Source organism: Actinoplanes awajinensis subsp. mycoplanecinus (assembly GCF_001509495.1).
Lineage (GTDB): Bacteria > Actinomycetota > Actinomycetes > Mycobacteriales > Micromonosporaceae > Actinoplanes > Actinoplanes palleronii.
In genome coordinates this window covers 1-26,769 of the sequence record NZ_LLZH01000019.1, presented here as the reverse complement: position 1 = coordinate 26,769, position 26,769 = coordinate 1, and the positions used below count along the sequence as shown (strand labels likewise).

Below are 26,769 nucleotides of genomic sequence, written 5' to 3'. Positions count from 1 at the left end.
GCTCCACATCGACCCCGGCCCGCCCCGCCGCCGCCCGGAACTCCCGATAGTCATCCGCACCCACCCGCACCTGAACCATCCGGCCATCCAAGCCCCGCCACCCCCCGACACGCGAGGCCCGAGCCGTGCCACCAGACCCAGGAGCGTCCCCCCACCAAACCCCCAAAACCCCATTTCGTACGCCGCGGGGGGGCGGCGCGTTCAGGGGCGGGCAGCGAGCACGTCCGGCACGCGGCACTGGCCCGCGATCCAGTCGCGAGTGGTGGGGCACATCCAGCCGGCCGCACGAAGCGCCGTTTCTCGCAGGTCTGCGGTCGGCCGGTTGAACATCGGCTCATGGTGGGCCATCCGGTTGCGCGCCTCGTGCAGCCGGTGCACAGCGTCGAACACGATGGCCCGCCGCTGCCGGCTGAACGCCCTGTGCAGGCACGGATGCCACAGCCCGCGGTCGTACCGGCGGGCGAGCAGGAACTTCCAGAAGCCGAGGTTGAGCTCGGCGATGACTCGACCGGCGGTCTCCGCTCGCCCATTGCGGGTCGCACGACGGCGTGCCGCGTCGATGTCGGCGAGCTCCTGCGGAAAGAAAACGGCGCCGGAGTCCAGATACCAGCGGGGTTCCCGGTGCCGGCGCGCCGACCACAAGCTGAGCTGATCGTGCATAGCGTTGCGGAGGAGCACCTCGACGTGGCCGATCGTGGTGCCCAGGGCTGCGGAGATTTCGGCGTTCCACTGGTACAACGCCACGGCGGCAGCCAGGTCGTCGTCACAGGTCCGCCGGTAGGGCCCCAGTCGTTCTGGTGACAGGGCGCGTTCCACGAGTTCCAGTTGAGCCGGCTGCACCGCACCTCACCTGCCATCTCTGGCGCTGCTGAACATGCTAAGGTCACCGTGAAGACCCCGGTCCGCCTCTGCCCCTTCTGCGGGTATGCCGCCGGGGTTTTGACTTTGGCGGCCTTTCCCGGCGGCAGACCCGAAGCGGTTTCGGCTGCTTCCGTCCGCAGTAACGATCGAGGTCGCCAACCGGTCACGGTCGCGCCTGACAAATCACGCCACCGAGTGACGGCGTGCTTCAGGTCGTCAGGCGTGCCAGGCGGTCCAGGCGGTGACGTGGATGCGGAGGAACGGGCCCGGTGGGGGCTCGGTCGTGTACTGCGGGTAGCGGGCGAGCAGGGCCGGCTCGGCGATGTCGGTGATCTCGGCGTGGCCGTCGGCGCGCACCCACCACAGCTGGGACCAGTCGTCGGCATAGCAGTCGGCGAGGACGCTCACCCGCGGCTCCCGGGCGATGTTGGCGAGGCGCTGCAGCCGCCGGTGCCGCTTCGGCTTCCCGTCCACCGCGGTGTGGATCACGTCGCCGACCAGGGCGAACACGATCGGCACCAGGTGCGGCGCGCCGTCCGTGCCGACCGTCGCGAGCCGCGCCACCCGAACCGTGCCGAACCGCTCAGCCGGCGTCATCCGCGCGCCATCCGGTGCGGCACGGGCTCAGCGGGTGGCCGGGCGGCGGGCGAGGGCATAGATCACCTCGGGGGCGAGGGTGGTGTCGGGATCGGAGCGGACCAGGGCGGCCAGGGCGGTGGTGTAGGTGGTGCGGAACTCGTCGACCTGGTCCGGGCTCAGCAGGGTCATGGCGGCGTGGTGCGGGCCGCGGGTGTGTGCCTCCCAGGCCTGGTCCAGGTCGGCCGGGGAGAAGCGGATTGTCTCGACCACCTCCTCGACCGGGGTGAAGCCGGCGGCGGTCAGCGCCGACCGGCACCGCGCGGGGCTGCCCAGCGGCAGGGCCGGATCGGTCAGGGTGAGGCCGTAGCCGGCGGCCAGGTCGCGGAAGAGCTGTGCCGCGACCGGGAACCCGGCGCGCATCGTGGAGAAGGCGACGAGGCCGTTCGGGACGAGCAGGCGCAGCCACTCCTCCAGCGCGGTGCGGACCGGCAGATAGAGCAGGCCGGCCGAGCAGAGCACCAGGTCGAACGAGCCGTCGCCGAACCGTGGCAGGGCGCTGGCGTCCGCCAGGAGCAGGTCGACATTCGGGGCCGCGATCGACTGCTGGGCCCGGGCGAGCATGCCGGACGAGATGTCGACGCCGGTCACGTGGCCGGACGGGCCGACCGCGCGGGCGGCGGCGATCGCGGCCAGCCCGGTGCCGGTCGCCGCGTCCAGGACCCGCATGCCGACCGCCGGTGCGGCCAGCTCGACGAGGCGCTCGGCATACCGCACGTGCCACGCCTGCTTGTCATAGCTGGCGGCACGCTGGTCGAAAACGGCCACGTGACTCCTCCCCCGACGGTCACGTCATTGTCAGCCCGGCTGTGTCGTACGAAAAAGTGGTTTTTGAAAGGGACGCCAGGAGCTGGAGTTTCTCGGCGGCGTCGGTGCCGGCGTCCGGGTGATAGATCACCAGGAGCTGACCCTGGGTGCCGCCGATCGCGAGTTTTTCCCGGTTCAGGGTGAGCGCGCCGACCTGCGGGTGCTGCAGAGTGACCGCGGCGCCTTCGCGGGTCTGCACGTCGTGACGGGCCCACAGCTGCCGGAACTGGTCACTGGCCAGGGAGAGCTCGCCGACCAGCTCGATCAGCCGGGGGTCGCCGGTGTCGGCGCCGACCGACTGCCGGAAGCCGGCGACCAGGCGGCGGCTGGCGGTCTCCCACCCCGGGTAGAGCGCCTGCTCGGCCGGGTCGAGGAACACGTCCCGCAGCCGGTTGCGCCCCGGCACCAGCAGCGGCGACAGTGCGGTGGCCAGCGGGTTCACCGCGAGCACGTCGAAGTAGCGGCCCTCGGCGAAGGCCGGCAGCGGCAGCGTGGCGAGCAGTTTGCGGATGCCCGCCGGGACGGTCTCGCGGCGCGGGCGGCGACGGGCCCGGCCGGGGCGTTCGGCGGCCAGGCTCAGCAGGTAGTCGGCGGCGGCCTCGTCGAGCCGCAGCACCCGGGCCAGCGACTCGAGGACCTGCACCGACGGGTGCCGGTCGCGGCCCTGCTCGAGGCGCAGGTAGTAGTCAGCGCTGATCCCGGCGAGCAGCGCGACCTCCTCGCGGCGCAGCCCGGCGACCCGCCGTTGCCCGGAAGCGGTCAGGCCGGCGGACTCCGGGGTGATCAGCTCGCGCCGGGCCCGCAGGTAGGCGCCCAGCGCGTTCGGCGCGTCGGTCATCCGTCGACGGTAATCCAGCGGGCGGCGGTGTGCGTGGCCCTGCCGCACCCAGGAAGCGCCGCCCGGAAGCAGGAGAAAGCCGGATGTGAGCTTCACCGCTGGTAACCGGGTCGTAGCTTGGTCGGCGTGGTGGGGTTGAGTGAGGAACAGCGTCGCGGTATCGGTGTGGCACTGAACGAGTCGGACTGGGTCGGGATAGCCGTCGAACCGGCGGCACGACGGGTCGAGGTCGCGTTCGAGGTGCTGTCGTTGCCGGCCGGGTGCACCCCGGTCGGGCTGGTGCTGGACGGGGTCAGCCGGGTGGTCGCGTCGCTGCGGCACGGCCGGTGGGGTGACGCGTCGGCGCCGGTGGAGACGTTCGCGCTGGACGATCTCGGCGGCGTGGTCCGCGGGTTCGGCGGCGGGCCGGTGCACGGCTGGGAGTTCATCGACCCGCCGGAGCGCGACTGGCTGACCTGGAAGGAGCGGCTCAGCCTGGACGTCTCGCTGCGCCGCGAGCCAGGCCGGCACGTGCTCGACCTGTTCCAGGAGGGCGACGACACTCTTCCGCCGCGGCACCTGGACCTGCGGGTGTGGTTCGACACCCTGCGGATCACCCGCGCCGGTGGCGCGGAGATCCCGCTACCGGATTTCATCGAGAGCGGACGTCGCCTGTGGTCCGGGTTCCAGGCCCGGCGTACGGCGTGACCGCCGGGCCCCGCCCCACCTAGACGAACGTCGAGAACACGTGCGTGGTCACCGACGTGTAGTTCTCGCCCGGCCGCAGCACGGTCGACGGGAACTCCGGCTGGTTGGGGCTGTCCGGGAAGTGCTGGGTCTCCAGCGCGAACGCGTCCCCCTGCCGGTACTGCCGGCCGGAGACCCCGCGCAGCTTCCCGTCGAGGAAGTTCCCGGAGTAGAACTGCAGCCCCGGCTCGGTGGTCTCGATGAGCAGCTGCCGCCCGCTGGCCGGGTCCCGCACCACGGCCGCCTCGGCGCCGGCCAGGACGTAGTTGTGGTCGTACCCGAGCCCGGCGGCCAGCTGGGGGTGATCGTCGCGCAGCCGGGCGCCGATCGCGTGGAACTCCTGGAAGTCGAACGGGGTGCCGGCCACCGGCGCCAGCTCCCCGGTCGGGATCAGCTGGTCGTCGACCGGGGTGTAGTGCGCCGCCCCGATCCGCAGCAGGTGCTCGTTGATCGTGCCGCTGCCCTCCCCCGCCAGGTTCCAGTACGCGTGGTTGGTCAGGCTCACCACGGTCGGCCGGTCCGTGGTCGCGTGGTAGGCGATCCGGAATTCGTCCCGATCGCCCGAGGAGGAGAAAGTGAACGTCACCGCGACCTCGACCGCGCCGGGGAATCCCTGCTCACCGTCCGGCGAGGAATAACTCATCCGTACGCCGTCCTCGACCCGCACGGCGGACCAGACCCGCTTGTCGAAGCCCTGCACCCCGCCGTGCAGGGTGTTGCGCCCCTCGTTCGGCGTCACCCTGAACGCCGTCCCGTCCAGCGTGAACGCGCCCCCGCCGATCCGGTTCGCGTAGCGCCCCACGGTCGAGCCGAAGTACGGGTTGGCCGGGTCGAGATAGCCGGCCAGGTCGGCGAAGCCGAGGGTCACCTCGCCGAGCCGGCCGTCCCGGTCCGGGACCCGCACGGACTGCAGGGTCGCGCCCCAGGTGAGGATCGACACCGACGCCCCGCCCGCGCCGGTCAGCGTCCACTTCTCGATCACGGTGCCGTCGGCCAGTGCGCCGAACGGAGTGCTGTCGATACTCGTCATGATCTCGTTCTACGCTGGCCGGGAAACGCTGACGACGGAGGCCCCTGCATGCGCGCGCTGGTGTTCACCGCTCCCGGCCGGGCCGAGGTGCAGGACGTGCCGGAGCCGCAGGCCGGTCCCGGGCACGTGATCGTCCAGGTGGAGCGGGTCGGGGTGTGCGGCACCGACGTGGAGCTGTTCACCGGGGCGATGAGCTATCTGCACACCGGCGCGGCGTCGTACCCGCTGCGGCCCGGGCACGAGTGGGCCGGCACGGTGGTGGCGGCCGGTGCCGGGGTCGACCACGACTGGGTGGGCCGCCGGGTCACCGGGGACACCATGATCGGCTGCGGCCACTGCGTGCGCTGCCGGTCCGGGCGGCACCACGTCTGCGCGCGGCGCCACGAGCTGGGCTGCCGGGACGGGCTGCCCGGCGCGCTGACCGAGCGGCTGGAGTTCCCGGCGGCGTACCTGCACGAGCTGCCGGACACCGTGGACGCCACGCTCGGCGCGCTGGTCGAGCCGGGCGGGAATGCGCTGCGGGCGGTCCGGGCCGCGGCGGTCGGGCCGGGCGAGCGGCTGCTGATCCTCGGCACCGGCACGATCGGGCTGCTGGCCGCGATGTTCGGGCGTGCGCAGGGTGCCGAGGTGCACCTGCTCGGTCTCCGTGCGGAACCGCTCGCGCAGGGCCAGGTCTGGACCCGGGAGACGCTGCCCGAGCTGGCCTGGGACGGTGTCATCGACGCGACCAACGCCGCGGTCATGCCGGGGCTGGCGGTGGAGCTGGTCGAGCCGGGGCGCACGGTGGTCTATATCGGACTGTCCGGGGCGCCCAGCGTGATCGACACCCGGGACGTGGTGTTCAAGGACGTCACCACGGTCGGGATTCTCGGTGCGTCGGCGGGGCTGGCCGGGGCGATCACGTCGTACGGGAAAGGCGAAGCGGACCCGCGCCCGCTGGTGGCCGCGACCGTTTCCCTCGAACAGATCGTCGGTGTGCTGGCCGGGAAGCGCCCGGACGGCGCCGGTCCCGGCCCGAAATTCCACGTCGACCCGCGCCTCTGATCAATGCTCGGCACCGCTGTGCAGCACGTCGAGGCGGGTGACCGCGCGGGTCAGCACGACGTAGAGGCGGTGCGCGCCGCGCGGCTCGGCGGCGACGATCTCGGCCGGTTCGACCACCACCACGTGATCGAACTCGAGACCCTTCGCCATCGTGGCCGGCAGCAGCGTCACCCGCTCGTCGAGCACCGCCGCGCCGAGTTCCGCGATCCGCGCGTCCGCCGCGATGACAGCGATCGATCCCTCCCGGGTTAGGGCGGCGCGCACCCGGTCGACCGCCGCGGCCACCGGATCCGCGACCCGGCGCACGTCGAGCTCGCCGTCGCCACGCACCGACCGCGCGATCGGCACCGTGGTCCGCATCAAGGGCAAGAGCCTGTTCGCGTACGACAGGACGACCGCCGGCACCCGGAACCCGAGCGTCAGCGCGGTGATCGGCGCGTCCGGCTTGCCCAGGTGCCCGAGCTGGGCGCGCCAGTCGGCGGCGGCCCATGGGCTGGTCCCCTGCGCCAGGTCACCGAGCACGGTCAGCGCACCGTGCCGGCTGCGCCGGGCGAGCGCCCGGCACTGCATCGGGGACAGGTCCTGTGCCTCGTCGACGACGATGTGCCCGAACCCGTCGGGGTGCTCGACGGCGCCGGCGATCTCGTCGAGCAGCACCAGGTCGGCGGCGGTCCACTTCGCGCTCTTGACGCTGCGCGGTGGCCGGGTCCAGAGCAGCGCGGCCTGTTCCTTCTCGGTCAGGATGCCGTCGGCGGCGCGGGCCAGGAACTTCTCGTCCGCGTACAGGTCGTGGAGCAGCTGCTCGGGGCGCACCTTCGGCCAGCAGGCGTCGAGCACGGCCACCACGGGGCGGGAGCGGCCGGTCTTGTCGAGCCACTTCCGGATCGGGGACTCGCCGTGGTACTCCAGCTCGCGCTGCAGGTGGGCGACGATGCGGGTGCGGAAGCGCTCGCGGCCCACCCCGTACGGGAGCTCCTCCCGCCGTACCATCGTGATCTCCCGGACCAAGGTGGCGGCCGTGACCCGCAGCCGGTAGGAGCCGTCCGGCAGGACGATCCCGTCAGTCGGCGCGCTGATCAGGCCGGCGAGCGCGCGGCGCACCACCTCGGCCATCCGGGCGTCGTGCTTGACCAGCGCCGCCGCGTCGTCGTCCACCCGGGCCGGCGCTTTCTCGGACAGCAACCCCTCGAGAGTGCGCTGCTGCACGTCCACCTCGCCGAGCGCCGGCAGCACCGCGGAGATGTAGGCGAGGAACGCCGGGTTCGGGCCGATCACCAGCACCCCGGTGCGCTTGAGCTGCCGCCGGTGGGCATAGAGCAGGTACGCCGCGCGGTGCAGCCCGACCGCGGTCTTCCCGGTCCCCGGCCCGCCCTGCACGCACAGTGACTGATCGAGATCGGCCCGGACCAGGTCGTCCTGCTCGGGCTGGATGGTCGCCACGATGTCCCGCATCGGGCCGACCCGGGGCCGCTCGATCTCCTCGGTCAGCAGCCGGCTGGCGGTGCCCAGCTCCTCGCCGCGGTCCAGCCGCTCGTCCTCGAAACCGGTCAGGTGCACCGGTGTCCGGTTGGTCCAGCCGTACCGCCGGCGCACCGCCACGCCCCGCCGGTCACTCGCGCTGGCCTGGTAGAACAGCGCCGACACCGGCGCCCGCCAGTCGATCACCAGGGGTGGTCCCTGCTCCTCGGTGATCCGCCGGCGGCCGATGTAGTACCGCTGACCGCGATGATCACCCGCGTCCTCGGTGTCGCCGAACCACAGCCGCCCGAAGAACACCGCGCCGTCCGGCTCGTCGGCCAGCTCCTTGACGTAGCTCTTCAACATCCGCCCGAGGGTCTCCGCGGTGTAGCGGTCCCCGGCGACCTGATCACCGGTCACCACCCGCATCCGCGCGTGATCGAGCATCCAGGCCCGCGCCCGCTTCACCCGGTCCAGAAACTCTCGCTCAGCCGCCAGATCCATCGCACTCCTTTTCGTTACCCGGTCAAAAACGTTACCAGGTAACTAATTTAACCGAGTGATACGGTCGCGGGGTGAGTGAGATGGGGCTCCGGGAGCTCAAGAAGCAGCGCACGTTCGACGCGGTGTCCTCGATCGCGATCGCGATGTTCCTGGACCGCGGCTTCGACCAGGTGTCGGTCAGCGACATCGCGGCCGCCGCGGAGATCTCCAAGCCGACCCTGTTCCGTTACTTCGCCGCCAAGGAAGACCTGGTCCTGCACCGCTTCGCCGACCACGCCGGCGAGCCCGCCAGGGTGGTCGCCGCACGGGCCGCCGGCCAATCACCACTCGACGCGCTGCAGCAGCACTTCATCGCGGGCCTGCTCCGTCGCGACCCGGTGACCGGCTTGAACGACACCCCAGAGGTCCTCGCCTTCCACGACCTGGTCTTCTCCACCCCCGCACTGGCCACCCGAGTCCACGAATACCAGTCCCGCGACGAGCAATCCCTGGCCACCGCCCTGCTCCCCACCACCCCCACGCCAGCGGTCGCGCCGGTGCCGGATCCGCTTGGCGCCCGGCTGGCCGCTGCTCAGATCCTGGCCGTGCAGCGGGTGCTGGCCCGGGAGAACTGGCGCCGCCTCGCCGCCGGGGAGTCCGCGGAGACGCTCGCCCCGGCCGCGATCGAGGCCGCCAACCGCGCCTTCACCCAGCTCCGCACCGGCCTGCCCTGACCGCTTCCATCCCGGCGGTATTCCGGCTGCGGGTAGCCGGTGGTCAAGGTCGCTCGCCAGGCGGCGCAGGCGGCGGTCCGGGCCGGCCCCGCCACTCACCCCTCAGCGTCCCAAGATGCGGTCGGCCGGTCCCGGCAGGCGATCCGATCCAGGCCGCCCACCAGCCACACACCCCCACGGTACGAAAAGAGCACGCGACACCCGCGCTCCGGAGCGGATCGCAGCGCGCGTCCCACCCCCGGCTGGCGCTCAGGGGTGCCTCGGAGGGTGGGAGGCACCCCTGTGCGACAGCCGGCAGACCGGCCGGCCGTTTCCCGTCGCACCGGGACCGACTCATCCAGGCGGACGAACATCAGCAGCCCCTCGGCCATCCCGAAGTTCTCCTGCACGGTGCAGCCTGGTGGCAGCCGCTCGGCGAACAACCGGGTCTCCGGTTGCAGCCGCTGCCGCCGCTCTGGATCACCCGCACGTGGTGAAGACGTAGTCGTTGTGCAGGCCGGGGATCAATTTCGGTACGCCGGAGAGCAAGAAGAGTGCCGGGTCCATCGGGTCCGGCTTCTTTTCGTCGATTTTCCGAGGCCGGTTCGCGCTCCAGCAGCTCGCTCAGGCTGACGTTGCCCCGGCCCGGGATCCCCGTGCACGACCGTCCATCGCAACCCCGGAATCCGGGCGGCCATCTCGCGGAAGTCGACGTCGCGGTACCGGTCCGGGATGAAGCAGCCGACCGCACCGGAGAGCGCGACTAACTGGGAGATCTCCCGGAACCGGTGCACCGGCGGGGCCATCACCGGGATCACCGTGATCTTCTGCAGGGCCAGGTGCAGGCCTCGTCGAGCGCCTCGCCCAGTGTCCGATCCTGCCAGTAGCCGGCCGCGCGGTAGCGTCGCGCGAACTCCTCAGGGAACGGCACGACACCGGCCAGCGGCATCGTTCGACGATAGCCGCTCATCGACTGATCAGGCGCCGGAGGTCCTGGAGCTGGGCGGCGGTGGGCTCGGTGACGTCGATCGGACCGGTGCCGCCGAGATCGACGATCGGGGCGGAGGTGGGCACGGCGCGCAGCGGGTGCAGGTCGGGTTTCACGGCCGCTCGCTCCAGGCGCAGGACGTGGTGCGGGGCGGCGGTGCTGATGTAGACGGTTCCGGCCGCGAGCCCGATCGGCCAGGCGTCGACGCCGCCGACCCGGGCGATCGGGTCGCCCGCGGTCGTGCCGCGGGCGGCGACCCGGAGGCGGTCGGCGAGGGTTCGCGGGGTGACCAGGTCCACCGGGATCCGGGGGTTCATCTTTCCGCGCAGCTTCACTCGTTTGCCGCCGACCGTGAGCACACCGTAGGCGTTGCCCTGGGCGTCGACGGTGAGGTCGGCCGACGCGCTCCGGTAGTGGATCGCCTCGGCGCCGCTCAGCGCGGCGATCGCGGCGAGCAGTCCGGCCCGGGCGGCTGCCGGGCGGCCGGCGTCCGCGCGACTCGTCCACCAGACGGTGATCGTGGAGCTCAGAACCAGCAGAAATGCCCCGGCCAGCAGGGCGGGCCGGGGCGGAGTGCGATGTCCGGGTTGTGTCACGACGACCTCCGGGGCGGGAAGCACGGGCATTCCGGCCTACCCCCGAGCGGCGCCAACGGTTCACATCGATCACCGCGCGCGGCCCGGACTGCACGCTCTGTCACCGCAGGTCTTGCGGCGCCGGCCGCAAACCGCCGGCCGCGCACCGTTGGTCGTGCGGCTGGCTTCGTTCGGAGCTCCGGCACCCGACGTCGCTGAGTTTCGACAACACCGAGATCTCATCTCTCCCGATGTCGCAGCTTTGGGCGCCAGCCTTCATCGAAGACCGGCTCACGTGCCGGCTGCGCGCACGTTCACGCACGGCGACGGATGCAGGAGACAGGGCATGCCTTGCATGCGGCTATATGAGAGCAAGTGCTGTGGGCCCACCCCTCGGTCCGGTCGCTGACTGGCGGTCCGCCCCGGCGGTCCACTCGACGGGGAGCGCGTGGCGCCGGACGCCCGTGTCATCAGATGGCCGCTGCCCGCACGCGTGCCGACCGGTCCGAGGATCGACCCGGACGGGCTCCGGAAGGGGATGCGGAGAGGGTGCGGGCTCCCTATGCTACGGCGGTGCTTGATGCCCTGGCCGCGCAACGGCTGACGAAGAGAACGCTGGTGACCGTCTCGCATGCCGTGGAGCAGTCAGCTCTCGCCGCCGCCGAGGACGGGCCGATGGTCGTCTTCGCGCTCTTCCAGCGACTGCCGTATTTCGAGCGGGAACGCCGGGTCTACGAACGCATCGCGAGGTCGGCGGCGGTGACGGTGGTGGGGATGGCCGCCGCGCAGGCGCCCGAGATGCCGGCCGGTGTCCACGTGGTCCTGCTGGACGAGAAGGAGGAACTGGCCCGGGAGTGGACGGTCGTGGTGTTGACGCCACGATTCGGGGCGGTGCTGGTGGCGCACGACCTCGAGGAATTCGAGGCCGGCGCCGCGACGCTGGAGAGTGGGCGGGTGTTCGAGGGCCGGTCCTGCTTTCGCCGCGACGAGGCACTGCACGAGGTGCTGCGGCTGCGCCGGCAGTTGGGCGACCGCCTGTCGCCGGCGGCGCGGTCCGCCGTGGACATGGTCGTCGACCGGGTGCGTGAGCTGCCGGCGACTCCGGGCGAGAGCCGGGCCGATGCGGCGCTGCGCGTGCTCGGGGACCGGGTCGAGCGGGATCACCGGCGACTGCGCACCACCGGGATCCGCGCGGGCGCGGTCACCTCACCGGCCGGTGACACCGACATCGCCGGTGAGCCGGGGGTGCGCAGGTGGGTCGGGGCCACCGGGGTGACCGCGTCCGGCGTGCTTCCGGTGGCGGTGCTCGCCGTGCGGCTCACCTCTCCGTCCGGCGGGCCGGACGCTCAGATCGGACGGACGGCCCTTCGCCAGCAGCAGGCGGCGATCGATCTGCTGCTGGCCCGGCTGCGGCCGGGTGACCGGGCCAGCAAGGTCGGCCCGGCGGACTTCATGGTGTTTCTCCCGGCGCTGGGGCACGAGGAGGCGGTGGCGTTCGCGTACGGTCTCGTCACGGACTTCGCCGACGCCGAGACGCGCAGCGGTTTCCTGTCGGCGAGGGTGACGGTGGCCGTGACCGTGACCCGCCGCCGGCCGCTGCCCGAGGAGCAGTTGCGGCAGGCGCTGGAGTGGGCGGTCGCGCAGAACACCTCGGTGGTCACCATCGACGGCTGACTCGACCACGAGCGCAACGGGCGCGGCGGCTGATCGCCGGCGACCCCGCCCAAGCGCAGTCTGACCAGCCCGGCGCAAGTGGAATACCTGCGCCACCTGTTCCAGAACTTCCTGGCACGCAACTGACCAGCAGGAAATCGCAGAGCGATCCCGCCGTGTGCGGTGCCTCGTATCGGACGTCGTGGTCCTCGTGCGGCCCGTCGTAGCGTGCGTAGCGGAGCGCGGCTGGTCCGGAGGGAATCGGCGTCGGCGGGCCGGGTTTCGGGACGGCGCGCCAATACTGGGCGAGCTCAGCGAACGCGTGTTCGCGTGCGGGTCCACGCTTGGCGCTCGCCGCGAGGATGGTGTTGCCGGCATCCGCCGCGACGCGGCAGATCTGCTGCACCGGGATGGTCGCGGTCAACTCGGGGTAGTAGCTGACCAGCCGGATGCGGAGCATCAATTCCGTCAGTGCCCGGGCAGCGGCCTGCTGCTGCGAGGTCAGCGACGAGGTGACCACCGCCGGTCGTCGGTCCGGTCGTCCATGGGGCGTTTCAATGTCGGCGGTGCGACCGGCTGCGGATTCGTACCACCGCGGGTCGTCGGGCCAGACCGATGCCTCCTCGACGCGGGACAACAACTCGTCAGCGGCGCGCGCACCGCGACAGATCCGCACATTCGGGTCCCGGCTGGATTCGTGATCGCTTGCATGCGGCGTTAACGGGCTCGGGTGCGGCCGCCGGCGTCACTGCGCGGGCAATATCCGCGAGTGGGGACAGTTCTCACGGACATTGCGGCGCGCGGTGCCTGCAGGGTGGTGCCGGAAGTCGCGAGCATCGGGCGCCCACATCGCGAACGATGCCAGGCGCCGGTCCTTCCGGCGGCGCTGTCCTCCGGCCCGCATGGTGTTGCCCGGTTCACCGTCCGACGATGGATCCCCGCAGCCGGTCGAGGGCGGCGGCTCGCACGCCGGCCAGCACCGGCGTGCCGGTCAGGCCGGCGGCCCGGACCGTGACGTCGCGCGGCGCCCACGTCGCGGCGTCCCGGATGTCGCCGAGCAGAGCCGGCCCCCAAGACCCGCCGATCACCACCTCCTGGGGATCGGCCAGGGCGATCAGCGCGGCGATCACCCCGCCCACGGCCGCGCCGAGCGCCGCCCGGTCCGCAGTGGTCAGCAGCCGCTCGACGTCGATCGCCGTGGTGCCCGCGTGCCGCAGGCCCAGCTCGCCGAACAGCTCGATGAACCGGGTCGCCCGGCCGCCGGGACCGATCGTGATCAGATGGGCGATCTCTCCGGTCAGCCCGGTCCGGCCGCGCCGGATCTCGCCGTCGTTGACGATCGCGCAGCCCAGCCCCTCCCCCAGGTACAGGTAGGCGAAGTCACGCAGACCGGCCGCGCCGGCGCTGTCCCGCTCGGCCAGGGCCGCCCAGTTGACGTCGTTGTCCACCACGACCGCGCCGTCGACGAACGGCGCCAGGACCGCGACCGGATCGAGGTCACCGACCAGGAACGGCGAGTCCGGCAGATGCACCAGCCGGCCACTGGCCCGGTCGACCGGGTCCGCGGCGCTCACCACCGCCACCCGCACCAGCTGCCCGGCGGAATCGCGCAGCTCGGTGGCGACCGCTAGTAGCGCGGCGGCGATCTGGTCCGGGCGGGCCGGGCGGTCGATCTGCCGGCTGGCGCGCGCCACCGTGTCCCCATAGACGTTCAGCCGCTCTGCCACCACGCCCTCGGCGGCGATGGTCACCGCGAGCGCCGCACCGACCGCCGGCGCCAGCGCGTAATAGGAGCCCACCCGCCCGCGGCCGCGCCCACCAGGAGTGCGCTCCCCGGTGTCGGCGAGCAGTCCCCGCTCGGTGAGCCGCCGCACGCTCTCCCCCGCGGTCGGCTTGGAGATGCCGATCTCGGTGGCCAGCTCGGCGCGGGTCAGCCGGCGATGGCGCATCAGGGTGCGCAGCACGTGCTCGTCGGTCACCGAGCGCACCAGGTCCAGCGACGGCTTGGCGGAATCCACGTGCCGATTCTAGTCAGGAGCCTTGCCTGGAACGGGAACGGCGCCCTACAGTCATTCAAGTAAGGAGACCTCACTGGAAAGGAACGGCCGATGACCACCGTCCTGCCGCACTGGGAACAGACCCCCGACGACCTCGGGGCCGCCACCCGCGAGATCAAGGCCGCGCTGCGGGAGCGGATCGGCGCTTCCGGTCGTACCGTCGAAGAGGTTTTCTCGGTTGTTGAGAAACGCGTTCAGGAGGCGGTCGACGACATCGCCGCGGCACGCCGGCGGGGCGAGTCGGTCTGGCCGGTCATCGAATACTCCGACATCGCCGCCGGCACGGTCACCGCCGAGCAGCTCGCCCTGCTGCGGCGGCGCGGCTGCCTGGTGGTCCGCGGCCACTTCGAGCGTGACCAGGCGCTGGGCTGGGATCGGGACATCGTCGAGTACGTCGAGGGCAACCACTTCTTCGAGAACTACCGCGGACCCGGCGACGACTTCTTCGGCAGCGTCGGCTCGAAACCGGAGATCTACCCGATCTACTGGTCACCCGCGCAGATGCAGGCCCGGCAGAGCGAGCGGATGGCCGCGGTCCAGGCGTTCCTCAACGCTCAGTGGAAGCACGAGTCGGACGGCGTGCAGTGGTTCGACCCGGCCCGCGACTCGCTCTACCCCGACCGGATCCGCCGCCGCCCCGAGGGCGCCGACTCGGCCGGCCTCGGCACCCACCTCGACCCGGGCACCCTCGACCTGTGGATGACCAGCGCCTACCAGCAGGCGTTCCGGCACCTGTTCGACGGCAGCGTCGAAGAGTACGACCCGTGGGACGCCGCGCACCGCACCGCCGGCCCGCAGTACCCGGGCACCACCATGTGCTCGGCGTTCCGCACGTTCCAGGGCTGGACGGCGCTGTCCGACATGGACCACGACCAGGGTGTGCTGCACACCGTGCCGATCCCGGAGGCGATGGCGTACCTGATGGTGCGCCCGCTGCTGCCCGACGTGCCGGACGACGACATGTGCGGCGTCACCGTCAACCAGGTCTTCCCGGCCGGGCACAAGTGGCACGCCCCGCTGATGGAGGCGCTCACCGGCATCCCGGACGTGCGCGCCGGCGACTCGGTCTGGTGGCACTGCGACATGATCCACAGCGTCGCACCGGTCGAGGCGCAACAGGGCTGGGGCAACGTCATGTACATCCCGGCCGCGCCGTGGTGCCCGCGCAACGAGGACTACGCGGCATCCGTACGAAAGGCGTTCCTCACCGGCGAGAGCCCGAGCGACTTCCCGGCCGAGCACTACGAGCGGGAGTGGCCGGACCGTTTCCCGGCGTCCGCGCTCAACGAGATCGGCCGCCGGGGGCTCGGCCTCGACTAGATCGCGGTTCGGAACCCGGCCGAGCGAGGCGACCTGACCCGGTGTGCCACCGTGGCATGGTGATCGATCGATGAGCCCGTATCGGCGCACGCTCGCCGTGGTGATGTTCTCGCAGGTGTTCAGCGGTGCCGGGCTGGCCGCCGGTGTCACCGTCGGGTCGCTGCTGGCCGCCGAGATGCTCGGCACCACCAGCCTCTCCGGGTTGCCGTCGGTGCTGTTCACGTTCGGGTCGGCCGGTGCCGCGCTCGGCGTCGGCCGGCTCTCCCAGCGGCTCGGCCGGCGCGCCGGGCTGACCGCGGGGTACGTCGCGGGTGCGCTCGGCAGCGCCGGCGTAGTGCTCGCGGCGGTGCTCGGCAGCGTGTCGCTGCTGCTGCCGGCCCTGCTGATCTACGGCGCGGGGAGCGCCACCAACCTGCAGGCCCGCTACGCCGGCGCCGACCTGGCCGAGCCCCGGCGGCGCGGGTCGGCGGTGAGTTCGGTGCTGGTCGCGACGACGTTCGGCGCGGTCGCCGGGCCGAACCTGGTCGCGGTCACCGGCCGGATCGCCAGCGGCTGGGGCATTCCGGCGTTGGCCGGCCCGTTCGCCCTGGCCGCGGTCGCGTACGCGCTGGCCGCCGTGGTCATCTTCGCGCTGCTGCGGCCCGATCCGCTCACGTCCGCCCTGGCAGCCGCGTCGGCACCCGCCGACGAGCCGCCGACCGGCGGGCCCGGGGTGGTCGCGGGCGTGGCGACCATGGTGCTCACCCAGATCGTGATGGTCGCCGTGATGACCATGACGCCGGTGCACATGCAGGCCCACGGGCACGGGCTGAGCGCCACCGGGCTGGTGATCGCGGTGCACATCGCCGCGATGTTCCTGCCGTCGCCGCTCACCGGCTATCTGGTCGACCGGGTCGGGCGCACGCCGGTCGCGACCGCGGCCGGGGTCACCCTGCTCGCCGCCGGGCTGGTCTCGGCGACCGCGCCGGAGGGCTCGGTCGCCCTGCTCACCGTCGCCCTGGCGCTGCTCGGCCTGGGCTGGAACCTCGGCCTGGTATCCGGCACCGCCATGATCACCGACGCGGTGCCGCAGCGATCCCGGGCGAAGACCCAGGGCGCGGCCGACCTGGGCATCGCCCTGTCCGGCGCGGCGGCCGGCCTGGGCAGCGGGGTGCTGATGGCCGCGACCAGCTATGCCGCCCTGTCCATCGTCGGCGGTCTGCTGGCCCTCGCGGTGATCCCGTTCGTCGCGGCGGCCGGCCGCCGCCAGCCGGACCCGGCCGCGACGACCGGCGGCCGCTGGTCGTCCAGACCGTGACCGAATCCGACCACGGCCCCGCGCTGGTCGATCAAGTCGTGACCGGATCTGACCACGGCCCCGCGCTGGTCGATCAGGCCGTGACCGGATCTGAGCACGGCCGGCCTGCGGCGATCAGGCCGTGACCGGGTCGAGTCTCGGCAGGTCGAAGTGGGTGATCACCGTGTCGGCCACCTCGGCCGCCGTCGAACCGGTGGTGTCCAGGAGCAGGTAGTCGTCGCGGCCGTCGAAGCGGCCCTGCGAGGCGAGCTGGTAGTTCGCGTCCATCTCGAGCAGGTTGTTCCGCGACCATTCCACATCCCGTTTGGACGGCTTGGCGGCCAGCCGGGACTCCCCGACGTTGCGCCGCAGCCGCTCCTCCTGGTCGGCCTGCAACTCCACGAAGACGACCCGGCCACCCCGGCTGCGGAACGGCTCGATGTACTCCTGAACCGTCGTGTGGTCCTCCTCGTGGTCGAACGCCCACACGAACGTGAAGATCAACCCGGGCAGGTCGCTGGCGGCCACCTCTTCGATGATGTTGCGCCGGAACCCGTCCACCAGCCGCCCGAACGCCGGCGTGCCGAACGGGAAGAACGTCATCACCGGCTCGATCGCCATGTGGTTGTGGAACAGCCGCAACCCGGTCCGGGCCGCGACCTCCTGGCCCACGGTCATCTTCCCCACGGCGGGCGGCCCGACGATCAGCAACAGTGTCCCGGTCACGCCGCGACCCTAGCCAGCCGCCCGGCCACCGCGCGACCAGATTTCGGCCCATACTGACTCCCGATGAACAGTCGCCTCGCCGAGATCTACCGGGTCCACGCGTCCGCCCAATACCCCCGCGGCCGGGAGGACCTGGCGCTTGTCGACTCGCTCGCGGCCGACTCCGTGCACATCTGGCTGACCAACGACGGCGCCCTCGACGACGCCCGCCGGACCAGCCTCGCGGAGCAGGAGCAGCAGCTCATCCACGCGATCCCGCAGCTCACCGGCCCGTCCCGGTTCTACTTCCAACGCCTGCTGGACATGGTCGTCCTGGTCCTCGAATCCACCGACTGACCACCCGGGCCGCGGTGACGCAACGCGACGCGGATCCGGGGTCGAGGTCGGCGGCCGCGACGCCGCAGCCTGCTCAGTTCCGGTCAGACCAACAGACTTTTCTCGTACGACGGTGAGCCCGCCCGGCGCCACCGCCTCGACGCGCAGCTCCTCCGGCGGCAGGGTCAGGTGGTTGCGGCGCGGATGACGGCGGTGGCTCGGGCGGCGATGTCGGGGTCCGGGCCGGTCCAGAGGGTGTCCAGCCACGGGCCGGCGAACAGGCCGACCAGGGTGGGCAGGCCGTCGGCGGCGGTGGCGTCGAGCCATTCGCTGATGCAGGTGTCGGACGGGCCGTGGACGCGGTAGTAGCCGTGTTCCGGCCAGAAGCGCTCGTCGAAGCGCAGGATCACCTTCTCCACCCGGCCCGCGCCGAGGTGGGACAGGGCGAGACGGTGGGATTCCGGCAGCGGCGGGTCGAACGTGATCGTGTCCGCGGCCAGGACCGGCACCGGGGCGGTGACGATCACGGCGTCGGCGTGCTCGGTGAGGTCGCCGCTGGTCAGCACGACGCCGTCGGGGTTGATGCGGACGTGCTGGACCGGGCTTTGCAGGCGGATGTCGAGGCCGGCGGCCAGGTGGGTGGTGAGCAGGCGGTAGCCGCCGACGATCCAGCGGTCGCCCTCGCCGACGCCGGGTTCGAAGCCGTGCCGGGCGCTGAGCCAGGACAGCGGCACACCGGTGTCCATGACGATCTCGGCGTCGACGAACCGGCGGATCTCAGCCGCGGTCCACGGCCCCGGATCCCGCAGCCACGCGTCGAGCACGTCGCCGACACTCGCACCCTCAGCCGCCCCGGCAAGCCGTTTCCGCAGCTCCCCATCAAGATCACCGCTAGCCGAGAGATCACCGCCGGATGCGGGACCGCCGCCCGGCGAGGGGTCGTCGCCCAGCGAGAGGCCGGGGTGGGACGGGAGGGTGAGCGGGTTGGTGAAGTCGGTGGGGATCGTGGTCAGGCCGAGGTGTTCGGCGAGGCGGGCCAGGAGGTTGGCGTCGTACTGCTGGAGCCAGTTGGCGCCCAGGTCGAAGGCGCCGCCGGCCACGTCGGCGCCGGCGGTGCGGCCGCCGATCCGGTCGCGGGCCTCCCAGATCGGGGCCGCGAGACCGCTGTCGGTCAGGGCGCGTGACGCGGCGAGGCCGGCCATCCCGGCGCCGATCACGGCGACCCGGCGGTGACCGAGGTTGATCGCCCAGGTCGCGGCCGCCAGACCTTGTTCGTACGCACCGTGAGTCATCCCGGCGCGCGTCGGATGGGTGGCCTCCCCGGCGATGCGCAGGCGGTCGCCGACCGGGGTGCCCAGGGTGATCCGGTCCTGCGGGGAGCCGTGCCGGCCGATCAGGCTCCACGAGCCACCCGCCCACGGGTCGTCGCCCCAGTGGGAGACAGCTGAGCCGAGGAGACGAGCCGTGATCGACATGGCCGGGAGGCTATCTCACCTGCCGGTTCTCAGCCTGCGGGTTTCGGGGCCGGCCATTGGTGCTGCAGGTGCCACGGGGCCGCGCCGGCTTTGCTCAGTTCGTACACTGTCGAGGTTTTTCGTCCGATGGCGAAAAGCCGGAGTCGCCGATCGGTGGTGAGCCCGGCGTGCAGCGCGTGGATCGGCTCGCCGGCCGGGTTCGGGTACCGCGCCCAGTGCTGCCAGCCCGAGCCCAGCGGCGTCTCCTGCTTCTGCCAGAGCGGTTCGCCGTCGACGGTGGTGGCCACCACGACGGTGTCGCCGATCTCGTCGAACGCCGCGACCAGCTCGCGCAGTTCGTCCGACGGGATCGGCCAGAACTGCCACGGCAGCCAGGACCGCAGGTCGTCGCGGTCGGCCTGGGCCCGGTAGCGCACCTCGCGGCCGGCCGTGACCAGCACCTGGAGCCGGCCGCTCACGTGGTGGTGCACGACGATGGTCGACGGTGTGAGATCGCTCGGGTAGCGGCCGAGCGACAGCCACTCGGACCACGTCCCGCCCGGTCCGTCCTGCCCGGTGGACCACAGCTCGCGGCCGGTGCCCGACGCGGTCGCCACGAACACCGCGAAGCCGCCGGCCGCGGTCCGGGCGACGGTCAGCCCCTCGATCGCCAGGTCGGCCCCGCCGGGCGGCCGGCGCAACGGCGTCCAGGCGCCCCACCGGCCGGCCGGGTCCTGCCGGCAGTGCCAGGGGCCGTCGTCGTAGGTGCCGAGGAACGCCTCGGCCCGGCCCCCGGGGCTGTGCACGAGGACCAGGGAGTGGCCGTGGCTGGTCGAGGGCGGCGCGTCGAGGCGTTCCCAGCCTCCGAAGGATCCGTCGGGCCGCTGGCTGAGGTAGCCGAACTTCTCGCCGGGACTCGCCGGGAGGGCCAGCACGGCGATCCGGCCGTCCCCGGCCTGGTCGGCGCAAACCTGCAGGTAGTTGCCTCGGAGCCGGCCCAGCGGCGCCAAGCCGGACCACTCGCCGGGCCGGGTCTCCGCGGAGTGCCACACGGCCGGGAGGGGTTCGCCGGCGTCGGCGGTCGCGAACAGGTGGCGGCGGCTGTCGCGGTCCAGGCAGGTGGCGGTACTGGTGATGCCGATCATCGGGATGCCTCCTCTGCACCCGAACGCTCCTCCAGCACGCGGCGCGGGCAAGGTTGCCGTCGGCGATCTGACCCGGGCGCGATGCGATGGCACGCCCCGGCACTGGGAAAACGGCTAACGAAGAACAAGTGACCACCGTTACCAAATGCCCTCCGGGCGGAAGAACCCGGGCACGGAACACCTTGTCGAGAGTCGTGGCCCAACCTCGTACCCTGACCCCGCCCGACGACGACCTGTCCCCTGGCGAACGGCTCCCGCTCGGGCGCCGCTTCCGGATCGTTCTCGTGCTCGGCCTGCTCACCGCGCTCGGGCCGCTCACCATCGACATGTACCTGCCGTCGCTGCCGACGATCACCGACGACATGCACAGTACCGCGGCGGCCGTGCAGCTCACGCTGACCGGCACGCTCGTCGGCCTGGCGTTCGGCCAGCTGCTCGTCGGCCCGCTCTCCGACGCGATCGGGCGGCGGGTGCCGCTGCTCACCGGCATCGCGGTGCACGTGCTCGCCTCGATCCTCTGCGTCTTCGCTCCGAACCTGGCGCTGCTCGGCACGCTGCGGGTGCTGCAGGGACTGGGCGCCGCCGCGGCGGCCGTGGTGGCGATGGCGATCGTGCGGGATCTCTTCGACGGGAACTCCGCGGCCCGGCTCTTCTCCCGGCTGATGCTCGTGGTCGGGGTGGCGCCGATCCTCGCGCCGACCATCGGCGGGCTCGTGCTGACCTGGACGTCCTGGCGCGGCGTGTTCGTGGTGCTGACCGTCGCCGGCGCCGGGATCATGACGGCGGCCGCAGTGGTGCTGCCGGAGACGCTGCCGGTCAGCCGGCGCCGCAACGGCGGGGTGCTCGGCACCGTCCGCGACTACGGCCGGCTGTTCACCGACCGGGTCTACGTGGGGCTGATCCTGGTGGCGGGACTCGCGATGGCGGCGCTCTTCGCCTACGTCAGTGGTTCTTCCTACGTTTTTCAGGATGAGTACGGCATGAGCGAGCAGCAGTTCGCGCTGATCTTCGCGGGTGGGGCGGTCGGCCTGATCGGTGCCACCCAGGCCAACGTGCGGCTGCTGCGCCGGTGGACACCGCAGCAGATCATGGCGGGCTCGCTGGTGGCCGGGCTCGGCTTCGGCCTGGCGATGCTGGTGCTGGCCGCGACCGGGATCGGTGGCCTGGTCGGCATCCTGATCCCGCTCTGGCTGGTGCTGACCATGGTCGGGCTGGCCATGCCGAACGCGCCCGCCCTGGCGCTCTCCCGGCACGGCGAGGCGGCCGGCACCGCGGCGGCCCTGCTCGGCGCGGTGCAGTTCGGTGTGGGCGCGCTGGCCGCACCGCTGGTCGGGGTGCTCGGGGTCGGTGCGGTCGCGATGGCCGTGGTCGTCTTCGGCGGCATGCTGGCCGCGACGCTCGTCTGCTTCCTCGTGGTCCAGCCGCACCGCCTGCCGGTCGAGCGGCTTGATCACGTGGTGGTCGTCGCTCACTGATTTATCGAAAATCGTCGGCATGCCGACCGGCCCATTCCTGGAACGTGATGGCCGGGCGCCCCAGCAGCTCAGCGACCGTGGGAACGGCCGCCTGCGGGTGCTCGGCCAGGGCCGCCAACCCGTCGACGTACCACTCCGCATACTCCCCCATGGCCTGCTCGAGCTGGGCGATGGCCTCGGCGCGGGGCAGGTCGACGTAGGTCAGCCGGCGGCCCAGCGCCCGGCCGATCCGCTCGACCTTCTCCCGGCGGGTGAGCGACTCCGGGCCGGTCATCTCATACGACCGGCCGGCGTGCCCGGCCTCGACGATCACCCGGGCGGCGACCGCGGCGATGTCCTCCTGCGCGATCGGCGCGTTGGCCGCGTCGCCGCAGGTGTCCCGGACCACGTCGCCGGCCCGGATCTGCCCGGCCCAGAGCGTCGCGTTGGCCATGAACTCGCCCGGCTCGAGATGGGTGAACGGAACGCCGGACGCCTCGACACCGTCCTCGATCACCTGCCAGTGATCGCCCTTGGCGCCCGCGAGGTCGACGATCCGGCCGACGCCGGCGTCCGCGGCCAGCCGGCACACCTCGGACACGGTCGGCGGGTACGGGGCCAGAAACATCACGTCGGCGCCCGCCAGCGCGGCCGGCATGGTCTCGACCTTGCCCAGGAATCCACGGACCACCTCCACCCCGGGTGGCAGGCCGGCCCGCGCCGGGTCGACGGTGAGCGCGCGGATGTCCTCCGCGCCGAGGGCGAGCAGCTCGTCGACCACCATCCGGCCCACGTTGCCGGTGGCGCCGGTGACCAGGATCTTCATTCTCGTACCCCCTACGGTAAAGCCTTCCCGTAGCATATACGGAATCATGGCGGACTTCACCGGGCGGATTTTGCCGCTGCTCTGGCGACGCTCGATCCCGGCGCGCAAGGCGGCCGGGCGGCCGCCGCGGCTCAGCGTCGACCTGGTGGTGGCGACCGGCATCCGCCTCGCCGACGCGGCCGGCCTGGACGCCGCGTCGATGGCCGGCATCGCCGCCGAGCTGTCGGTGGCCACGATGACGCTGTACACGTACGTGCCGTCCCGGGACGACCTGGTCGACCTGATGGTGGACGAGGTGTTCGGCGACCGGGAGCTGGCCGGCGCGGCGCCGGTGGAGTTCCGCGAGCGGGTGCGGTTCTACGCCGACCGGACGTTCGCGATGTACCGGGCACATCCCTGGCTCGCCCGGGTGTCACCGGTCCGGCCACCGATCGGGCCCGGCATGCTCGCCGAACGCGAGTACATGCTGGCCACGGTCGCCGCCCTGGGCCTGCCGATCGGCCGGCTCGACGCGGCCGCGCTCACCCTCTCCGGCCACATCACCGCCGCCGCCCGCCTCGAGGCCGAGAACACGCTGATCAGCCGGGCCACCGGGCTCACCACCGCCACGTGGTGGCATCAGCGCGGCGAGCTGTGGGAGACCTGGTTCGACGCCGCGGCCCACCCGACGATGACCACGGTGTGGAACGGCGGCGGTTTCGAGGCGCAGGAACAAGACCCTTATGAGTACGGGTTGTGCCTGCTGCTCGACGGCATCGAAACGGAGGCGGGGCATGCGGTGTCACGTGACTCGTGGCCCAGAACGGCCGGAGATGCATAATTGGCGGCATGACCAGCAGGGACGGTTGATGGCTCCCGCGAGGGTGCTTCCGGCGTCCGGCGCTTTTCTGCTGCCCTGGGCCGAGAGTGTGCTGGACGGGGCGCTGCGGCGGTCGGGGCTGATCGACCCGCGGACGTACGAGATCTTCGGCCAGGGGTCACGGGTCAACAACACGTTCATCGACGAGGCCAGCGACATCGACCTGGTGCTGATGCTGCGCTCCCCGGTCGCCTCACCCGGCGGCTGGACCGGGTTCCGCGACGAGGTAATGGCGGCGCTGGGCGAGTCTTTTGTCGTACGCATGGGTCGTCGTTGTTTGAATGTCGACAACCCGGACTCGCTCTTCGGCGAGATGGTCGACATCCTCGTCGCGACGGAATTCCGGCGGTACACCGGCGACCGTTACGAGCAGGGGGTCTACTTCCTCGACCGGGAAGGCCGGCCGATCGTCAACTTCCCCAAGCAGCATCGGCGTTACGGTGACGCCAAGGACCTGCGGACCGGCGGGCGGTTCAAGGAGGCCATCCGGACGGCCAAGCGGGCCCGGCGGGGGGCCGACTTCTTCGCCGAGGGGATCGCGCCGTCCTATCTGATCGAGTGCCTGCTGTACAACGTGCCCGACGAGGTCTATCTCCGCGGCTCCTATCAGGACGCGTGGGAGTGGCTGGGGCGGTGCTGGCGGGAGGATCCGGTGGGGTTCGGGGCGCTGCCGTGCCAGAACGGCATCAACCGGCTGTTCGGGCCGGGGCCGGATCAATGGGATGCCGGTGCGGCTGGCAGGATCATCGACGTCCTTCACCAGATCTGAACCTCGGGCGGTAGCCGCGGCATGACGTTTGCAGCTGACGTGAGCGGCGTGACGTGGACGGCCGCGCAGACGGCGGTGGTGCTCTCGCCGGTCATCGCGATCTTCGGGGCGGCGCTGGTGGCGCTGCTGACCTACGCCCTGAACCGGCGGGTGGCGCGGCGGGACCGGCGGGCGCTGGCGTTCGGCGAGGCGCTCAGCGTGATCGAGGACTACGCGGAGATGCCTTATCGGATCCGGCGGCGGTCGGGGACGTTGGACGGGCGGCAGCAGCTCACCGAGGAGGTGAGCCGGATCTATTCGCGGCTCGCCTTCCATCAGGCGCTGCTCGACATCGAGGCGCCGGCGGTGGCGGCGGCCTATCGGCTGCTGGCCAACGAGGCCAAGGCCGAAGTGGGCGAGCAGATGAAGGTGGCCTGGCAGAAGCCGGTGCGGACGACAGATCCGGAGATGAACCTGGAGGAGCACTACACGCGGGTGCGGGTGGATGTGGCCAGGGATCATTGCGTGGCGGTGATGCGGGCGGCGCTGGGGCAGGGACGGTTTCCGGTGCGGCCACCTGCGGTCAAGTCGTCCACGGGGTCTACCGGCAAGCGTTCCGCGCGGCCTGCCGCCTCGCCGCCGGCACAGCCTCCTGTTGTTCCCATCGCGCGGCCCGCCGCCGACCCCTCGAAGCGGTCTCCCCTCAAACCGTCCGCGCAACCTCCTGCGCAAGGAGGACCGAGGGATCCTGGGGCCGGTAGCGATGGGGCGGGTCCGGCGAAATAGGGCCGCCCTGCGGCCCTGCGGCCCTGCGGCCCTGCGGCCCTGCGGCCCTGCGGCCCTGCGGCCCTGCGGCCCTGCGGCCCTGCGGCCCTGCGGCCCTGATTATGTTAATTGCCGCGCGGGGTGCGGGCCGTCTGGATCGCATTGTTTCTGAGGTCGGGGTGCGATTCAAGGGTCGGTTATTGCGGAAATTTGCGTTTGGCATGATCGAATACTGACATGACGGCGCGCGGGTCGGGAACAATGGACTCATGCGGCAGTTATCATTGTTCGGCAGGGCCGAGATAGCGGGAATGCGGGACCGGACCGCGGCTCGCCATTATTCCCCTGACCGCGACGCATTCCGCCGCGAGCATGAACGTCGCCGCGCTTTCGGACTACGCCGACGTCACGCCGAGAAGTTGCAGCGCATCGAGCGGGCCCGCGCGGAGCCGCACCTCGCATCCGTCGCCAGCAACAGCCGGCCGCAGGCCGCCCCCCCGCCTGCCCATGCCGGACCTGAGCGGCCGGCCACCCAGGCCGCACCGGCACGACCGGCCGCCCAAGCCCAACAGGCACGATCGGCTGCACAGGTCGGACCGGATACTCAGGTCGGGCCGATGCGGCAAGTTGCGCAGGATCGACTGGCCTGCCTGGCCGCACGAGCTGAGTCCACCCGGGCCGCCCGGCAAGGGCGACCGGCGGGCCCAGGGCTGCTTTCGGCTCCCCGGAGCTGCCAGGTTCGCATCGTTGGTGCGGTGCCGGTCGGCCGGAACGCGATCCGGGTGGCCCCAACCGGGCTACGGCCGCCGAGGCTGGTTGCACGCCCGTCGCACTCCGAAGGCGGGAAAGCCGCGGGCGGCGGTGCGGCGAGGGCACATCGACTTTCCCGAATTGATGTGCGCGACATTCTGATGACGTTGAGCGAGAGCCGAACATTGTTATACCAGCCGTCAAAACCTGACCGGATTACTGCCGTCAGAGACAAGACAGGTCCAACGCGAGGGCCACCATGCCTTTTCTGCCCTTGAATACGCCATCAATCCGGATTCGCATTTCTTGGCGGCAGAATGATGTGAGGGTTCACGCCGGCTGAAGCCGCATTCGCACGGGTGCTGGTGTGCGGTCACCGGGAGGCGCGAGGTCGTTTATGGTCGCTGCCGATTCGCGTGGTGCCTGCTGGCTCGCAGGGCACCTGCTGGCTCGCGCGGTGCCTGCTGGCTCGCGCGGTGCCTGCTGGTTTCGGGGGTGCCCGGTGGGGCGCGGGCTTGGGCTTCAGGCCGGAGGGAGGTTGGGGAGGTTGGTCAGGGTGCGGGTTTCGGTGTTGTAGCTGCGGGCTGACACGAAGTGGCCGTGGATCGGGGCGTCGGTGGTGAAGAGCGCTACCGCGGCGGCGCGGGCCGGGGTGGGGACGTTCAGGGCGAGGCTGATGTGTGGGATCCAGTCCTCCGGTGGTGGCCACGGGTCCGGGAGGGCCGACCATGCCTGGCGATGGAGGTCCCGCAGTTCGGCGGTTGGCTCCAGGGGAAGGACCAGGGCCCGGCCGAGCATCCGCGCTGCCCCGAGGGTCGCCGTCAACGGCAGCGACGACACGAGCGAGGCCGAAAGCGGTCTCGATGCCGGAGACGATGGTGGAGACGCGGGCGAGGTCGCTGACGAAGGCGCGGGCGCCAGCGAAGGCACGGTCTCAGCTGCGGGCGGAGAGGAGAGGGCGGGCGCAGAGGAGAGGGCGGGCGCAGAGGAAAGAGCGGGCGGAGAGGAAAGAGCGGGCGGAGAAGAAAGAGCGGGCGGAGAAGAAAGAGAGGGGGCGGGGGCGGGGGCGGAGCGGGAGAAAGCCGGGGGCTCGGGCACGGACTGGAGGAGGAGAGCCAGGGACGAGGTTTTCAGGAGGGTCAGGTGGGGGCGGTTGGTGGGGTGGGGATGGGTGGCCAGACTTGGCAGGCCCGCGCTGTGCAGGCGGGACCAGCAGCGGCGAATGGCCTGGTTTTGCTCCCGGGCCAGGAGGGGTTTGGTGG

At 71.8% G+C, this 26,769-nt stretch carries 26 protein-coding genes; 11 read left to right on the top strand and 15 right to left on the bottom strand.

Annotated elements, in window-relative coordinates; translation table 11 throughout:
- Window positions 1-201: 201 nt before the first annotated feature.
- The 4 genes from ADL15_RS05695 to ADL15_RS05680 form a co-directional block, all read right to left on the bottom strand.
- A complete protein-coding gene (locus tag ADL15_RS05695) occupies window positions 202-816 on the bottom strand; it encodes an Abi family protein (protein ID WP_083970944.1) in 615 nt (204 codons plus the stop codon).
- 261 nt (window positions 817-1,077) lie between these two features.
- Window positions 1,078-1,458, bottom strand: a complete 381-nt coding sequence (locus tag ADL15_RS05690; protein WP_067685543.1) for a TIGR03668 family PPOX class F420-dependent oxidoreductase — start codon at window positions 1,456-1,458, stop codon at window positions 1,078-1,080.
- 27 nt (window positions 1,459-1,485) lie between these two features.
- Complete coding sequence (locus ADL15_RS05685) at window positions 1,486-2,265, bottom strand: class I SAM-dependent methyltransferase (protein ID WP_067685542.1); 780 nt, start codon at window positions 2,263-2,265, stop codon at window positions 1,486-1,488.
- 19 nt (window positions 2,266-2,284) lie between these two features.
- Window positions 2,285-3,142 carry a helix-turn-helix domain-containing protein gene (locus ADL15_RS05680; protein WP_067685541.1) on the bottom strand — a complete coding sequence of 286 codons (858 nt, stop codon included), beginning with the start codon at window positions 3,140-3,142 and terminating at the stop codon, window positions 2,285-2,287.
- Between the two features lie 126 nt (window positions 3,143-3,268).
- Here ADL15_RS05680 and ADL15_RS05675 point away from each other — a divergent pair, with 126 nt between their 5' ends.
- Window positions 3,269-3,829: a hypothetical protein gene (locus ADL15_RS05675; RefSeq protein ID WP_157441192.1), complete on the top strand. Its 561-nt coding sequence runs from the start codon at window positions 3,269-3,271 to the stop codon at window positions 3,827-3,829.
- Window positions 3,830-3,848: 19 nt separating this feature from the next.
- Here the strand turns inward: ADL15_RS05675 and ADL15_RS05670 are convergent, their stop codons facing one another.
- Window positions 3,849-4,898 carry an aldose epimerase family protein gene (locus ADL15_RS05670; protein ID WP_067685540.1) on the bottom strand — a complete coding sequence of 350 codons (1,050 nt, stop codon included), beginning with the start codon at window positions 4,896-4,898 and terminating at the stop codon, window positions 3,849-3,851.
- Window positions 4,899-4,946: 48 nt separating this feature from the next.
- Here ADL15_RS05670 and ADL15_RS05665 point away from each other — a divergent pair, with 48 nt between their 5' ends.
- Complete coding sequence (locus ADL15_RS05665) at window positions 4,947-5,942, top strand: zinc-dependent alcohol dehydrogenase (protein WP_067685539.1); 996 nt, start codon at window positions 4,947-4,949, stop codon at window positions 5,940-5,942.
- Here ADL15_RS05665 and ADL15_RS05660 read toward each other — a convergent pair whose 3' ends face one another.
- On the bottom strand, window positions 5,943-7,904 hold the full coding sequence (locus ADL15_RS05660; protein WP_067685538.1) for a HelD family protein: 1,962 nt from the start codon (window positions 7,902-7,904) through the stop codon (window positions 5,943-5,945).
- A gap of 80 nt (window positions 7,905-7,984) precedes the next feature.
- On the opposite strand from ADL15_RS05660, the gene ADL15_RS05655 reads away from it, so the two are divergent.
- The gene (locus ADL15_RS05655) at window positions 7,985-8,617 is read left to right on the top strand and encodes a TetR family transcriptional regulator (RefSeq protein ID WP_067685537.1); all 633 of its coding nucleotides are present in this window, start codon (window positions 7,985-7,987) and stop codon (window positions 8,615-8,617) included.
- 793 nt (window positions 8,618-9,410) lie between these two features.
- On the opposite strand, the gene ADL15_RS53970 is transcribed toward ADL15_RS05655, so the two are convergent.
- Complete coding sequence (locus ADL15_RS53970) at window positions 9,411-9,566, bottom strand: hypothetical protein (protein WP_198170582.1); 156 nt, start codon at window positions 9,564-9,566, stop codon at window positions 9,411-9,413.
- A complete protein-coding gene (locus ADL15_RS05650) occupies window positions 9,563-10,180 on the bottom strand; it encodes a hypothetical protein (protein ID WP_157441191.1) in 618 nt (205 codons plus the stop codon). The genes ADL15_RS53970 and ADL15_RS05650 overlap by 4 nt, the downstream gene beginning before the upstream one ends.
- 552 nt (window positions 10,181-10,732) lie before the next feature.
- On the opposite strand from ADL15_RS05650, the gene ADL15_RS05645 reads away from it, so the two are divergent.
- Window positions 10,733-11,833 (top strand): DICT sensory domain-containing protein, encoded by a 1,101-nt coding sequence (locus ADL15_RS05645; RefSeq protein ID WP_232343920.1) that lies wholly within the window; start codon window positions 10,733-10,735, stop codon window positions 11,831-11,833.
- Here the strand turns inward: ADL15_RS05645 and ADL15_RS55015 are convergent.
- Window positions 11,817-12,449: a hypothetical protein gene (locus ADL15_RS55015; protein WP_232343919.1), complete on the bottom strand. Its 633-nt coding sequence runs from the start codon at window positions 12,447-12,449 to the stop codon at window positions 11,817-11,819. The two genes, ADL15_RS05645 and ADL15_RS55015, sit on opposite strands and share 17 nt — an antisense overlap.
- Window positions 12,450-12,729: 280 nt before the next feature.
- Complete coding sequence (locus tag ADL15_RS05640; RefSeq protein WP_067685535.1) at window positions 12,730-13,830, bottom strand: ROK family transcriptional regulator; 1,101 nt, start codon at window positions 13,828-13,830, stop codon at window positions 12,730-12,732.
- Window positions 13,831-13,920: 90 nt separating this feature from the next.
- Here ADL15_RS05640 and ADL15_RS05635 point away from each other — a divergent pair, with 90 nt between their 5' ends.
- A complete protein-coding gene (locus tag ADL15_RS05635) occupies window positions 13,921-15,189 on the top strand; it encodes a DUF1479 domain-containing protein (protein WP_067685534.1) in 1,269 nt (422 codons plus the stop codon).
- Window positions 15,190-15,259: 70 nt separating this feature from the next.
- Window positions 15,260-16,486, top strand: coding sequence for an MFS transporter (locus ADL15_RS05630; RefSeq protein WP_067685533.1), 1,227 nt, complete (start codon window positions 15,260-15,262; stop codon window positions 16,484-16,486).
- Between the two features lie 114 nt (window positions 16,487-16,600).
- Here ADL15_RS05630 and ADL15_RS05625 read toward each other — a convergent pair whose 3' ends face one another.
- The gene (locus tag ADL15_RS05625) at window positions 16,601-17,191 is read right to left on the bottom strand and encodes an AAA family ATPase (RefSeq protein ID WP_198170580.1); all 591 of its coding nucleotides are present in this window, start codon (window positions 17,189-17,191) and stop codon (window positions 16,601-16,603) included.
- Window positions 17,192-17,254: 63 nt separating this feature from the next.
- Between ADL15_RS05625 and ADL15_RS05620 the strand changes: the two genes are divergently transcribed.
- Window positions 17,255-17,527 (top strand): hypothetical protein, encoded by a 273-nt coding sequence (locus ADL15_RS05620; RefSeq protein ID WP_067685532.1) that lies wholly within the window; start codon window positions 17,255-17,257, stop codon window positions 17,525-17,527.
- A 164-nt stretch (window positions 17,528-17,691) separates the two neighbouring features.
- Here ADL15_RS05620 and ADL15_RS05615 read toward each other — a convergent pair whose 3' ends face one another.
- Entirely contained in the window at window positions 17,692-18,981 is a 1,290-nt protein-coding gene (locus tag ADL15_RS05615) for a flavin monoamine oxidase family protein (protein ID WP_067685531.1), read from the bottom strand.
- A gap of 29 nt (window positions 18,982-19,010) precedes the next feature.
- Complete coding sequence (locus ADL15_RS05610) at window positions 19,011-20,105, bottom strand: hypothetical protein (protein ID WP_067685530.1); 1,095 nt, start codon at window positions 20,103-20,105, stop codon at window positions 19,011-19,013.
- A gap of 194 nt (window positions 20,106-20,299) precedes the next feature.
- Between ADL15_RS05610 and ADL15_RS05605 the strand changes: the two genes are divergently transcribed.
- A complete protein-coding gene (locus ADL15_RS05605; RefSeq protein ID WP_232343918.1) occupies window positions 20,300-21,580 on the top strand; it encodes a multidrug effflux MFS transporter in 1,281 nt (426 codons plus the stop codon).
- Between the two features lies 1 nt (window position 21,581).
- Here ADL15_RS05605 and ADL15_RS05600 read toward each other — a convergent pair whose 3' ends face one another.
- Window positions 21,582-22,385 carry an NAD(P)H-binding protein gene (locus ADL15_RS05600; RefSeq protein WP_067685529.1) on the bottom strand — a complete coding sequence of 268 codons (804 nt, stop codon included), beginning with the start codon at window positions 22,383-22,385 and terminating at the stop codon, window positions 21,582-21,584.
- A 46-nt stretch (window positions 22,386-22,431) separates the two neighbouring features.
- On the opposite strand from ADL15_RS05600, the gene ADL15_RS05595 reads away from it, so the two are divergent.
- The 3 genes from ADL15_RS05595 to ADL15_RS05585 are packed head-to-tail and all read left to right on the top strand — an operon-like array spanning window position 22,432 to window position 24,778.
- Window positions 22,432-23,205, top strand: coding sequence for a TetR/AcrR family transcriptional regulator (locus ADL15_RS05595; protein ID WP_067685528.1), 774 nt, complete (start codon window positions 22,432-22,434; stop codon window positions 23,203-23,205).
- 28 nt (window positions 23,206-23,233) lie between these two features.
- Complete coding sequence (locus ADL15_RS05590) at window positions 23,234-24,013, top strand: nucleotidyltransferase family protein (RefSeq protein ID WP_157441189.1); 780 nt, start codon at window positions 23,234-23,236, stop codon at window positions 24,011-24,013.
- A 39-nt stretch (window positions 24,014-24,052) separates the two neighbouring features.
- Window positions 24,053-24,778 (top strand): hypothetical protein, encoded by a 726-nt coding sequence (locus ADL15_RS05585; RefSeq protein WP_198170579.1) that lies wholly within the window; start codon window positions 24,053-24,055, stop codon window positions 24,776-24,778.
- Between the two features lie 1,251 nt (window positions 24,779-26,029).
- On the opposite strand, the gene ADL15_RS05580 is transcribed toward ADL15_RS05585, so the two are convergent.
- Window positions 26,030-26,437 carry a 2'-5' RNA ligase family protein gene (locus ADL15_RS05580; protein ID WP_338025519.1) on the bottom strand — a complete coding sequence of 136 codons (408 nt, stop codon included), beginning with the start codon at window positions 26,435-26,437 and terminating at the stop codon, window positions 26,030-26,032.
- Window positions 26,438-26,769 lie beyond the last annotated feature (332 nt).